At 48.0% G+C, this 12,644-nt stretch carries 9 protein-coding genes and 1 pseudogene; all 10 read left to right on the top strand.

Going from position 1 to position 12,644, the window contains the following annotated elements:
- Window positions 1-203: 203 nt before the first annotated feature.
- The gene (locus K8S19_05075) at window positions 204-1,475 is read left to right on the top strand and encodes a hypothetical protein (protein MCD4813044.1); all 1,272 of its coding nucleotides are present in this window, start codon (window positions 204-206) and stop codon (window positions 1,473-1,475) included.
- 17 nt (window positions 1,476-1,492) lie between these two features.
- On the top strand, window positions 1,493-2,356 hold the full coding sequence (locus K8S19_05070; protein ID MCD4813043.1) for a T9SS type A sorting domain-containing protein: 864 nt from the start codon (window positions 1,493-1,495) through the stop codon (window positions 2,354-2,356).
- A gap of 568 nt (window positions 2,357-2,924) precedes the next feature.
- A pseudogene (gene topA / locus K8S19_05065) lies at window positions 2,925-5,213 on the top strand (type I DNA topoisomerase).
- Entirely contained in the window at window positions 5,210-6,355 is a 1,146-nt protein-coding gene (locus tag K8S19_05060) for a hypothetical protein (GenBank protein ID MCD4813042.1), read from the top strand. Before topA ends, K8S19_05060 begins: the two are co-directional and overlap by 4 nt.
- Window positions 6,355-7,218 (top strand): tyrosine recombinase XerC, encoded by an 864-nt coding sequence (xerC, locus tag K8S19_05055; protein ID MCD4813041.1) that lies wholly within the window; start codon window positions 6,355-6,357, stop codon window positions 7,216-7,218. The genes K8S19_05060 and xerC overlap by 1 nt, the downstream gene beginning before the upstream one ends.
- 82 nt (window positions 7,219-7,300) lie before the next feature.
- Complete coding sequence (hslV, locus tag K8S19_05050; protein ID MCD4813040.1) at window positions 7,301-7,834, top strand: ATP-dependent protease subunit HslV; 534 nt, start codon at window positions 7,301-7,303, stop codon at window positions 7,832-7,834.
- A 17-nt stretch (window positions 7,835-7,851) separates the two neighbouring features.
- Complete coding sequence (gene hslU, locus K8S19_05045) at window positions 7,852-9,225, top strand: ATP-dependent protease ATPase subunit HslU (GenBank protein ID MCD4813039.1); 1,374 nt, start codon at window positions 7,852-7,854, stop codon at window positions 9,223-9,225.
- A 163-nt stretch (window positions 9,226-9,388) separates the two neighbouring features.
- Window positions 9,389-10,255, top strand: coding sequence for an acetylglutamate kinase (gene argB / locus K8S19_05040; GenBank protein ID MCD4813038.1), 867 nt, complete (start codon window positions 9,389-9,391; stop codon window positions 10,253-10,255).
- 55 nt (window positions 10,256-10,310) lie between these two features.
- Window positions 10,311-11,480, top strand: a complete 1,170-nt coding sequence (locus K8S19_05035; protein ID MCD4813037.1) for an acetylornithine transaminase — start codon at window positions 10,311-10,313, stop codon at window positions 11,478-11,480.
- Between the two features lie 92 nt (window positions 11,481-11,572).
- Window positions 11,573-12,556 (top strand): ornithine carbamoyltransferase, encoded by a 984-nt coding sequence (gene argF, locus K8S19_05030; GenBank protein MCD4813036.1) that lies wholly within the window; start codon window positions 11,573-11,575, stop codon window positions 12,554-12,556.
- Window positions 12,557-12,644 lie beyond the last annotated feature (88 nt).

The raw sequence follows: 12,644 nt of genomic DNA, 5'->3' as shown, positions 1-12,644 counted from the left end.
AAGCATAGGTCGGATCATGGTTTGGTTGTTGTTTTTAATCCCGCTCCACAGAGCCCCCCGGGCTTGCCCGTGGGGCTCCATGTGATAATGCAATACGATGATGTGTTGGTGAAGGGATTGATTTCTGATGACCAAGCTGTTTGATAAAAGGAGTCGTCTTAAACATACTCTGAAATAATGCTGGATAAATAAAAGGAGGGGAAATGAAACGACTAGTTTTAATCAGTTTGTTATTATTTGCGGCAGTTGCGATATCTGTACCTGGTTTTTCCGATATTAACCAAACCATGAGTTATCAAGGTCAGCTGACAGATAGCGGAGGTAGTCCGTTAAATGGAACCAAAAATTTAAGATTTGTGATATATGACGCCTTAACCGGCGGAAATATTTTGTGGTCGGAAACGCATAATAGTGTTCCGGTTATTAATGGTATTTTTAATATTATATTAGGTCAGGGTACAGTGCCAATGCCAATTAAGCTTGCCATGCGTAAAAATTTATTTCTGGAAATCCGGGTGGATCACACCGGTGCTGGTGCCTGGGAGACCATGTCACCTCGTCATAGCCTGGTATGCGGCGCTTATGCCATGTCTACGCTTAATGTTGTTCATCGTCAGGTGTTGACTGTTGCGCATCACGGCGGCGATACCACGACTGCCAGTCGTGCCATTGATATGCTGCTTGGTGTGGGCGGTTATACAGCGCAGGGTGCTTTGTCACCCACGCCATCAGCTGATACACCATGGGTAATAGAAGTAAAAGCCGGTGATTTTATAGAACCAGGTACAACCGGCGGCGGTGGTACTATTGTGATACCTGACTATGTTACTTTGCGCGGTCAGGGCTGGGATGCAACAGAATTAAGAACCGGTGGTATTGGTATGGCAGGAGTTGGCAGGGCTTTGGAAGCATTATTTATAAATTGTACTTTTGATTCTTCCACAGTTATTAATATGAATAGTGCTATGGAATGCTATGTCAGGGAAGTTAAAGTTGTGGCTTCATGTCCTGTGCCGATAATTGATATGAGCAATGCATCTTTTTGTGAAGTTATGGAAAATCATATGATAGGTCATGGTCCCATGTCAGCTCAGGGGATAATGACGGACGGCATGTCTGAATCCAGAATTGAAGACAATGTTATTAATTTAAACCATGCATTGATGGGCTCCTCCGGCACGATGGGTTCCTATGGCATTAGTGATAATGGAGCAGCAATGCTCAATTGTTTTATTCTTGAAAACACCATTCGTTATGTTACCACCGGTGTGGCAGGACCAGGACCTTCGTATGGTATTGGTTTGTCAGGATCAGGTATAGCTCAGGTTAGTTATAATGTTTTTATGGATGGTACAATTAATAAAGATATTATTGACGCTAATAGCGGCAATCCTCCACTCTGGACAGCACCGGGTACTGGAGAACATGGTATTGATAATCAGCATAGTGACGGCACACGAGTAACGTCATTCTAAATAAAGGAGCAAAGCTTATGCATAAGCCTATGATGATGGTCATCATCATGCTCCTTAGTATGATGGCGCCCTTAACAGCAAGCAGTCACAGTAATTTTTCATCCACCAATTATACTGGTATTGATGATGTTATTGATAGTGGCGGTGGATTCACAACTTCGACCAATTATGATGAATTAGCAGCCATTGGCCAGAGCGGGCAAGGTACGGTAATATCAAGTAATTACAGTTTGCATGCAGGGTTTTTACATCCGATTCCACCCAGCCCAACGCCGACTGTGACACCAACAGCAACTCCTGTTTTTTCGCAGACATCCACCCCCTCGTCGACAGTAACACCGTTTGTCACTGAAACGCCAACATGGACAGTGACGGAAACATCAACCGCAACCCCGAATTATACTGCGACAGAAACACCATTTGTAACCGAAACACCTACGGCAACAGTTACATTAACACCAACGATAAGCGGGACGTTTACGCCGACATCGACAACAACAGTGACTGCGACCATTACACCCACCGCAACCACATCTCCAACCGCAACTATTTCAGCAACACGGACAATAACAAGAACTCAGACGGCTACGGCAACCAGACAACCTTGGTCCGGGGATGATGTTGTTTTTTATCCTAATCCCGGTCTGGTTGGACAACCTTGTTGGTTCCAGATTAAGATTGATGGTGATGAAGCAAAAGCGGTCACGATAAAGGTTTACAATATAGTCGGTGAACGTGTTGTGGCGTTACAGGCAACCTGTTCCAGTGGAATAAATCAAGTGGCTTTTGATTCCGGCGATTTATCGCCGGGTATTTACTTCTATAAAGTTAAGATCGGAGATAAAGAGGCGGAATTCAAAAAACTGGTATTAATAAAATAAAAGCAAAGACAAAATGGCGTAATTGTAAGGGCGTATTGTTATACGCTCTTACAATTGTTTGTTCGGAATGAAAAGGGCCGGGTTTAGTAATGCGAGGTGTTGTTGGAAAATTTGACGTTTAAGGAATTTGGATGTCCTTTGTGGTAACGTTTTTTTGTTCATTGAGGAAGTGTTTTTTGATTTCATCTTTTCAAAATCTGTGTCCATCTGAGTAATCTGTGGACAAATCTCTTGATTTTATCAGTGGCTAGTAGGGTAAAGGCAAAAGGACATGGCTGGATGCTGTGTTCTTTTTTATATAATATAGAAGGCAGTTTGTATCAAAATCTGAAAACCCTGTTATTTCCAGTGTTTTGCTTTTTATTGACTTTGGTTAATCCCTATGCTTAAATTGTAATTCAGTACCTTGAACGGTCCTGGGATGTAAAAGGGGGCTGTTTGTACGGATTTTCTCCGCTGGATACGGCGGGATGTTGAGAATCGCTATTTTTAATCCGCTTAATACCTATCATGATGCTGGTATGAAGCTGGGAAAAGGAATAAGGATTTGGCTACTAAAAAAACACAAAAAAACCTCGTTATTGTTGAATCACCGGCAAAAGCCAAGACAATCAACAAATTTTTGGGAAAAAAGTTCAAAGTGGTGGCCTCAATGGGGCATGTGCGGGACTTGCCCAAGAGCAAGCTGGGTGTGGATATCGAGAATAATTTTGAGCCGCACTATATTACCATCCGGTCACGTTCCAAAATTTTGAAAGAGCTTAAACGTCTGGCCGGTGGTGTGGACAATATTTACCTGGCGCCTGATCCGGATCGTGAAGGCGAAGCGATTTCCTGGCATTTGCATCATGAGCTTAACAACAAAAATAAAAAAGTTTACCGCATCACGTTCAATGAGATCACCAAGCATGCGGTTGTGCAGTCAATTGAAAATCCGATGGAGATTGACCAGAATATGGTCGACGCCCAACAGGCGCGCCGGATTCTGGACCGGATCGTGGGTTACTCGCTCTCACCGCTGCTCTGGAAAAAAGTGCGCAAGGGTTTGAGTGCCGGCCGGGTACAGTCGGTGGCAGTTCGGCTGGTGGTGAATCGCGAACGGGAGATTGAGGCGTTTAATCCCAAAGAGTACTGGAAGATTGAGGTGGACCTCGAGACCGAGGAAAAAAAGAAGTTTACCGCCCTGGTGCTGCATAAAGATGGCAAGAAGTTTGAAGTTCATACTGAAGATGAGAGCAAGACGGTTGTAGATGTGCTGGAAACGGCTGATTATAAAATCGTTAAGATTGAGAAAAAAGAGCAGAAACGCAATCCGGCACCGCCGTTTATCACCAGCAAGCTCCAACAGGAAGCTGCCAATAAGCTGCATTTTACCGGAAAAAAGACCATGATGGTGGCGCAGCAGCTTTATGAAGGTTTAGAGATTGGAGACGAGGGTCCGGTGGGTCTGATTACCTATATGCGTACTGATTCGGTGCGCGTGAGCGGGGAAGCCCAGACCCAGGTGCGCGAGTTGATCACCAGTGAGTATGGCGGGGAATATGTGCCTGCCAAGCCGCCCAAGTATAAGTCCAAGCGACAGGTACAGGATGCTCACGAAGCCATCCGGCCGACTTATATTTTTGCGGACAAGTCGCCTGATGCGCTTAAGAAATTTCTTTCGCCGGACCAGTTCAAGCTCTACCGTTTGATCTGGCAGCGGTTTTTGGCTTCGCAGATGAACCCGGCCAGGTTTGACGCGACGTCGGTGGATATTCAGGCGGATCGTTACACCCTGCGGGCCGGCGGATCTATCATGAAGTTTAAAGGTTTTATGATGATCTATACAGAGACTGAGGAAACGAACGGTAAAGAAGTTGAACCCGAAGGTGATCGGTTGCTGCCGCCGCTGGAAGAGGGGCATCCACTCAACAAGTTGGAGGTCAGGCCGGAGCAAAAATTCACCCAGCCGCCGCCGCGTTACAATGACGCCACCCTGGTGAAGGCGCTGGAAGAAAATAATATTGGACGCCCCAGTACGTATGCGCCGATCATTAGTACGATTTTGACCAGGACTTATATTGAACGTTTAAACGGACGGTTTATGCCGGCAGAGATCGGGATTATCATCAACGACCTGTTGGTTGAAAATTTTCCGGATATTATGGACATAGAATTTACCGCTCAGATGGAGAGCGGACTGGATGACATTGAGTCCGGCAAGGTTGCCTGGGTGGAGGTGTTGAAAAAGTTTTACAAGTCTTTTAAGCAGGAGATGGACAAGGCACAAGTGGATATGCATGATATTAAATCCGAGGTTGAGGTCGAGCTGGAACAGATTTGTGAGAAGTGCGGGGCCAAGCTTACGGTTAAATGGGGTAAGCATGGTAAATTTATTGCCTGTTCCAATTACCCGACTTGCCATAATACCAAGGCCATGGGTACGGATGACGAAGGTAAGATTGTAGTGAAGGCGGAAGAGACGATTGAGGAAAAATGTGAAAAATGTGGGAGCGTACTCCAAATAAAGTACAGTCGTTTTGGCAAGTTTATGGCATGCAGTAAGTATCCGGAGTGCAAGTACACCAAGTCCATCAATAAAGAGGTCGGTGTGGGGTGTCCTTTGGACGGGTGTGACGGTCAAGTGATTGAACGTAGAAGCAAGCGCGGCCGCATGTTTTTTGGATGCAGTAAATACCCTAAATGCAATTTTGTTTCCTGGGACCGGCCGGTAGCGGAAAAATGTCCCCAGTGCGGCAAGGACTATTTGGTACAGAAATATTCCAAAAAAGCCGGGGCTACGATTGTCTGCCCGGAAGCAGGCTGTGACTATAAACGTTCGGTTAATCCCGAAAGCGCTGAGGAAGAAACGAAATGAGTCATGTCAAATTGCCCTCTGTGCGGACTGTGGTGGAGAACATCCCGTTAAGCACCGCCAAGCTGGATAAAATTCTCGCTGAAAGTCAGAGCCGGGTGGCGAGCTATCTGGATGTGCGCTATGAGGACTCGCAGGACATTATCTTTCTGTTGGGCGGCAGAGGTGTCAAGGCCGGACGGTTTTCGGACGGGCATCGTGAGATTATGACTGTGAGCGAGGCGCTCAAAAAGCTGCGAACAGAGAAGCAAGGAACCATCAGTTTTTGTGAAATTTCCAAGTTGCTCATGGTGGTGATTATGGGTACGTTTATTTTTGAACCCACTCATGGCGGACTCAAAACCAAGCTGATTAATTTTAACCAGTTGTTAAGCCTGTTTGAGAGAAAAAAATTTACCGGATATTTGGAACTCAAAATTAACAATGCCCTGCATTACCTCACGTTTTTTATGGGTCAGTCGCGGGAAGGTTACTTCTCGCGGGAGGTCACACCCGAGCAGTCTGAGTTCCCAGTGAAATTGATTTCTGAAATGCTGGAAACTGCAAGTGAACGCGATGAAATTTCAGTGTATGAATCCGTCGGCGAGGAAGATCTGCATGATGACAGCACGGCGCGGCAGCAACAGCAGGCGGAACCAGTCGCTCAGGATGAAGAAGAAAAAGACCAGTTTACCACTGAGATTTTAGATTTGTGTCTGGTGGCGATTTATGAGGAACTGTTTCGGATTATGGTGAAAACCTGTTCCAGACATTTGGCCAAGGACGAGATTGATGTTATGTTTACCGAGAGTTTTGAGCAGACCCGATTTAAGCACACGGCGATTTTTAAGGGTGTGGACCGGCGTGATGACGGCTCGCTTCTGTCGGGCGGGTTGGTTAATTTTGAGATTTTGTTGAAGATGAAAAACAGTCTGCCGGCCTCCGGGCGTGATGAGGAGTTTCAAAAGGCAATGAACGCGTTGGTCTGGTTTAGGTTGGTTGCCATGAAAAAGAAATTACCTGCCAAAATTTTGAAGCAAGGTTTGACGGACCTTGCGGATAAAATTTCTTCCAGCAAGAAGAACTATCAGGGAAATTTCACCATTATTAAGTATCTTTACGAGCTTTCAAGACTATTGGAGAAAATTCAGTCGGAGGAAAGCTAGTGGCTGACCCGGTCGGGGAATTTCTCGCATACCTGCAACATGCACGGAATGTTTCTATGCACACACTTCGGGCTTATCGTCAGGATCTTGAAGATTTTCACGGTTTTGCAGGAAAGATTTTTCCGGTGGATGTGACGTTTAGGACAATACGCGCCTATTTGGCAAAACTGCGTGATACCCATCAAGCCCGTGCCAGTATTATGCGGCGGCTTGCGAGTTTGCGGTCTTTTTACCGTTATCTCAAGCGCGAAGGCGTGGTGAAGGATAATCCGGTGGCAGGGGTGAGTACGCCGAAAGGCGACCACGCGCTTCCGCGTTTTTTAGATCAGGAGACCGTCACCATACTTTTAAATGCACCGGACGCAACGACACTGCAGGGCAAACGGGATGCCGCGATTTTGGAGACCTTTTATTCGACCGGTATGCGCCTTTCGGAATTGACCGGGTTGACAGCAAGTGCGATTGATTTTTCCGGCGGGCTGGTCCGGGTACTTGGCAAGCGCCGTAAAGAAAGAATTATTCCGTTGGGGAATCCGGCAATGAAGGCGCTGCGCGTTTATCTGCAAGCTGAAAAACCGGCCGGAGACAATAAAATTTTTCGCAATGCGCGCGGAGGCGCTTTGACGCCGCGCAGTATTGAACGGATTGTCGGTAAGTATATCCGGCAAGTTAGTGAACAAAACGGGCTCTCGCCGCACAGCCTGCGGCATTCGTTTGCGACTCATTTATTGGATAATGGCGCAGACTTACGCTCAGTCCAGGAGTTGTTGGGACACGCCAACCTGACAACCACCCAAATTTATACTCATGTGACGGCGGAAAAACTCAAAGCTGTTTATCGCAAGGCACATCCCCGGGCTTGATAAGCAGGTGAATCGGCGGTGTTCCAAAAGCGAGGGCAATATGGTTTGTGAAAGAAAAAAGGTAGGTGACGATTGTATGACGATTGAACAATTTCATGCGACAACGATTGTGGCAGTGCGCAAGGATGGTAAAGTGGCGTTGGCGGGCGATGGTCAGGTGACCCTGGGTAATATTAAAATGAAGCGCAAGGCGCAGAAGATTCGGCGTTTGGGTGAGGATAAAATTTTGGCCGGGTTTGCCGGGTCTGCGGCAGATGCGTTTACGCTGTTTGAGCGGTTTGAGGAAAAATTACAGCAATACAGCGGGAGTCTCACCCGGGCTGCGGTTGAATTGGCCAAGGATTGGCGCATGGATAAATATCTTCGCCGTCTTGAGGCCTTGCTGCTCATCGCGGACAAGGAACGTACCCTGATGATTAGTGGTTCAGGCGATGTGATTGAACCGGATGAAGAAGCGGCAGCCATCGGTTCGGGCGGGCCTTATGCTTTGGCGGCGGCTCGCGCACTATTGCAATATAGCAGCTTGACTGCACAAGTGATTGCAGAACAAGCGCTGCATATTGCGGCGGATATCTGCATCTATACCAATCATGAAGTAACGGTGGAAGAATTATGAAAGAGAAAAAAAACGAAATGTCCCAATTTGACTTGACACCGCTGCAAATTGTTGCGGAGTTGGATAAATACATTGTAGGCCAGGATCAGGCCAAACGGATTGTGGCAATTGCACTGCGTAACCGTATGCGTCGCCGCCGTTTGGCAGAGGCAATGCGCCAGGAAGTGACGCCGAAAAATATTATTCTGATCGGCCCCACCGGTGTAGGCAAGACCGAGATAGCACGTCGTCTGGCAGCCTTGGTAAAAGCGCCTTTTGTAAAAGTTGAGGCCTCCAAGTACACGGAGGTCGGTTATGTGGGGCGGGATGTGGAATCCATGATTCGCGATCTGGTAAGCCAGGCACTCAATTTAGTGCGTGAGGAAAAATTCAGCAAGGTTCGAGCCAAGGCGGAGGAAATTGTCAATGAACGGTTGGTGAATTTGCTGGTGCCGGTACCGGGGAAACGCAAGCCAATGGATGCGGAAGGTGAAGCTGCGCGCAAGCATTTACATGCGGAAGCGCGCGAGAAAGTTAAGCGGCAATTGAAAGCCAATGAGCTTGAAGATGAGATGGTGGAGTTTGAGACCAAGGAACAGCCCACCATGCCCATGGTGGAAATTTTTTCCGGTGCCAATATGGATGAATTGGGGATGAATATACAGGATATGATGCAAAATCTTATGCCGGGTGGCCAGCCGGGACAGCCGCGCAGCAGGAGAATTAAGGTGGCACAAGCGCGGCGCCAAATGGTTCAGGAAGAATTGAGCAAAATGGTGGATATGAGTGAGGTGAAATCCGAGGCCGTCAGGCGTGTTGAGGAAATGGGGATTGTTTTTATTGACGAGCTGGATAAGGTGGCAGGGAAAAGCGAACAGGGCCGCGGCCCGGATGTGTCGCGCGAGGGAGTACAACGCGATTTGCTCCCGATTGTGGAGGGGACGACGGTAAACACACGCCACGGCGAGGTCAAGACACAGCATATTCTTTTTATTGCTGCCGGTGCGTTTCATGTTTCCAAGCCTTCGGATTTGATTCCGGAATTGCAGGGGCGGTTTCCTTTGCGTGCGGAATTGACCTCGTTGAAGGCGGAAGATTTTAAACGTATTTTGATAGAGCCCAAGCAAGCGCTGACCAAACAGTACAAGGCTCTCATGGAGACAGAGGGAGTTAATCTGGAATTTACAGAGGGTGCAATTGATGAGTTGGCCAATGTGGCGTATCAGGCCAACAAGCTTGCAGAGGATATCGGTGCCCGCCGTCTGCATACGGTGATGGAACGGGTATTGGAAGAGGTGAGTTTTAATGCCAGCGAGATGCCCGGTAATACGGTGGAGGTTACACCGGATTATATTCGGCAGCGCATTGGTGATTTGTTGAAAGATCAGGATTTAAACCGGTATATTCTTTGATGGATGATGAAATCTCCGTGCCGCAGTGTAGGGATGATTATTACAGGTTTGAGAAAGATTGAGGAATGAAGCCTACTGCCAAACCCACACAGCGCAGGCGACCAACAATTTGTATGGATAGGCATAAGGAGCTGGGTGGGGTTTTTTTGAAAAGGAGTAAGCAATGGAAGCATTAATTTCAAAAGCAAAAGTGCTCATTGAGGCATTGCCGTATATAAAAGAATTTTATGGCAAGACGATTGTTATTAAATACGGTGGGGCTGCCATGATTGATCCCAAGCTTAAAGAAGAGGTCATGCAGGATATTGTACTCATGAAGTATGTGGGCATGCGCCCGGTGGTGGTCCATGGCGGCGGTCCGGCAATTACTCAGACCATGGAGAAGATGGGTAAACAGGTGGCCTTTGTGAAAGGCAGGCGGGTTACGGATGCCGATGCCATGGAGATCACTGAGATGGTTTTGGTGGGTAAAGTGAACCAGGAGATTGTGGCCGCGATCAACCGGCATGGTGGTAAGGCGGTGGGGCTTTCCGGTAAAGACGGCGGGCTGCTTACGGCCGGGAAAGTGATTGAGGATGGTGTGGACCTTGGTTTTGTGGGTGAAATTATCAAAGTGGTTCCGGATGTCATCAACACGCTGGATCGGGAAATATTTATTCCGGTGATTGCACCGGTGGCGGTGGATGTCAAAGGTCAAACGTACAACAACAATGCCGATGATGTGGCTGCCGCGATTGCTGTGGCATTGCATGCGGACAAGCTGATTTTGCTTACCGACGTTCCGGGTATTTTGCGGGATAAGGATGATGCGAAATCTTTGCTTTCGACGTTGAAAGTCAGTGAGATCGAAAAGCTTATTGATGCGGGTGTGATCCAGGGCGGTATGCTGCCCAAGGTCAGGGCTTGTGAAAAGGCGCTTAACGCCGGCGTGGAAAAAACGCATATTGTGAATGGCAAGGTCTCACATGCGCTTTTGTTGGAAATTTTTACCGACAAGGGCATTGGGACCCAGATGGTGAAGGGGGCATAAGTCGTTGAAAACCAATGAAGTGAATAAGGAAGCACTTTTTAAACAAGAGGCGCAGGTGATTGCCAAGACGTTTAACCGTCAGCCCGTTGTGTGGCAAAAAGGTTTTGGCTGTCGGCTGACAGACAGCGAGGGCACGGAATGTTTGGATTTTTTTTCCGGGCACGCTGTCATGAATCTGGGTTATGACCATCCCGCACAGATGGCAGCGATGCAGGCCCAGTTGAAGAGCCTGGTGCATACCGGCAATCTTTATTATCTTGCACCTCAGGTACAGCTGGCCCAAAAGCTGGTGGATGTTACATTTGGGGATAAGGTGCTTTTTGCCAATAGCGGCGCAGAGATTGTGGAACTGGCCGTTAAGCTGGCACGGAAATGGGCGCGCCGGGAACAACCGCCAGAGGCGCAGTACGAAATTATTACATTGCGGAATTCGTTTCACGGCCGGACATTCGGCGCCCTTTCCGCCACCGGTCAGGACAAGTATCATAAGGGGATTGATCCCATGCTGCCTGGTTTTAAGCATGTGCCGATCAATAATTTTGCCACCACAGCGTCGGCGATTACCAACAAGACCTGTGCAATTATGGTGGAACCCATTCAAGGCGAGGGCGGCATTCATTTGGGGACGCAGAAGTATCTTCGGGATTTACGGGGGCTTTGTGATCGTAACCGGCTGCTCCTGATTTTTGATGAGATTCAATGCGGCCTTGGTCGGAGCGGCTATATGAATGCTTACGAAGCGTTTGGCGTACAGCCGGATGTTTTGTTGTTGGGAAAACCCCTGGGTGGCGGATTTCCGCTTTCCGCATTAATCACGACCGAAACAATTGCCTCAGCCTTGGAGCTTGGTGAACATGGCAGTACATTCGGAGGCAATCCGGTGGCGGCAGTCGGGGGCGTGGTTTTGCTGGGAGAATTGGCCAAACCGGGATTCTTGGAATCTGTTCGGGAAAAGGGTGCCTATCTGGGAGAACAGCTGGCAATTTTGGCGAAAACCTATGCAGCCAATTGTGTTGATGTACGGGGCATTGGCCTGATGTGGGGAATGGAGCTCAAAGAAAAAGGGCCGGAGGTTGTACGGCAAGCGCTGGCAGCCGGCTTGGTGATGAATTGTACTGCCGGCAATGTATTGCGGTTTCTGCCGGCTTTGATTATCACAAAGCAGGAGATTGACGAGGCCTTAAAAATTTTGGAGAAGGTGATGGAAAAAGTATTTAGAGTATAATTCCGTGTTCCCGGCGGAACGCGGGACTGGTTTGCGAACGCAGCCTGGGAAAATTTAAACGAGTTTGAGTGTTGCATTGAAGGGGGCATCATATGACAGCGAAAAAAGCAGTGAAAAAAACAGCAAAAAAAAAGACCGGCAAAGGATTGTCGGTTGACCATCTTTTGACTATTGCACAATTGAGTGTTCAAGATGTTGAATTGATTTTAAAGACGACGACGGAATTGAAGATTGCATATCAAAAGAAGAAAAATGATCAACCGCTTAAAGGCAAGGTGATGGCGGCGATTTTTGAGAAAAGTTCAACCCGTACCCGGGTTTCTTTTGAGACGGCAATGTATCACTTGGGCGGCACTATGCTTTATCTGGCAGGTCGTGATTTGCAAGTAGGCCGGGGAGAGACGATTGCCGATACAGCCCAGGTGCTCTCGCGCTATGTGGATGGTATCATCATCAGGACCGATGCACATCGCAAGGCCGTAGAATTGGCGCGCGATGCTTCAGTTCCGGTGATTAATGCATTGACTGATTATGCGCATCCCTGTCAAGTACTGGCAGATCTTTTGACCATCAAGGAACGTTTCGGAAAACTCAAACGATTGCGTGTCGCTTATGTCGGTGACGGCAACAATGTGGCCCGGTCGCTGATTTTTGGTGCAGCCAAGACCGGGATTGAACTGGCCATTGCGTCTCCTTTGGGGTTTGAGATGGACAAGCATACCATTGAATTAAGTGAGAGTGACCGGCGGAAAAGCGGGGGTGCTGTGTATATGACCATGGACCCGGTCAGGGCCGTATCGCATGCTGATGTGGTCTATACGGATGTCTGGGTCTCCATGGGGCAAGAGAAGGAACAGGCACAGCGGGCCAAGGCGCTAAAAAAATATCAGGTCAATGAAAAACTCATGGCCCATGCTTCACCGCGTGCCGTGTTTATGCATTGTCTGCCGGCCCATCGCGGTCATGAAGTGACAGATGAGGTGATTGACGGCAAACAGTCAATTGTTTTTGATCAGGCGGAAAATCGGCTGCATGCGCAAAAAGCGATTTTGAAACTATTGCTCCAGAACCGGTAAACAGCGAATACCGGTTGAAGGATTCAGCATGGAAAAAGTATTGGGAAATCCGGGCGGTTTATTGTGTTTGCGCTGGTACGATAGTTAC

It is taken from the genome of bacterium, from assembly GCA_021108215.1.
Taxonomy (GTDB): domain Bacteria; phylum Oederibacteriota; class JAAXVQ01; order JAAXVQ01; family JAUVAV01; genus JAIORK01.
The sequence above is the reverse complement of the archived record's forward strand: the minus strand, read 5'-3'. Positions and strand labels throughout refer to the sequence as shown.

Excerpts from the sequence above, each read along its gene's own strand:
- K8S19_05075 (MCD4813044.1), top strand. The coding sequence starts at position 204 with ATGAAACGACTAGTTTTAATCAGTTTGTTATTATTTGCGGCAGTTGCG.
- K8S19_05070 (MCD4813043.1), top strand. The coding sequence starts at position 1,493 with ATGCATAAGCCTATGATGATGGTCATCATCATGCTCCTTAGTATGATG.
- K8S19_05060 (MCD4813042.1), top strand. The coding sequence starts at position 5,210 with ATGAGTCATGTCAAATTGCCCTCTGTGCGGACTGTGGTGGAGAACATC.
- hslU (MCD4813039.1), top strand. The coding sequence starts at position 7,852 with ATGTCCCAATTTGACTTGACACCGCTGCAAATTGTTGCGGAGTTGGAT.
- argB (MCD4813038.1), top strand. The coding sequence starts at position 9,389 with ATGGAAGCATTAATTTCAAAAGCAAAAGTGCTCATTGAGGCATTGCCG.
- argF (MCD4813036.1), top strand. The coding sequence starts at position 11,573 with ATGACAGCGAAAAAAGCAGTGAAAAAAACAGCAAAAAAAAAGACCGGC.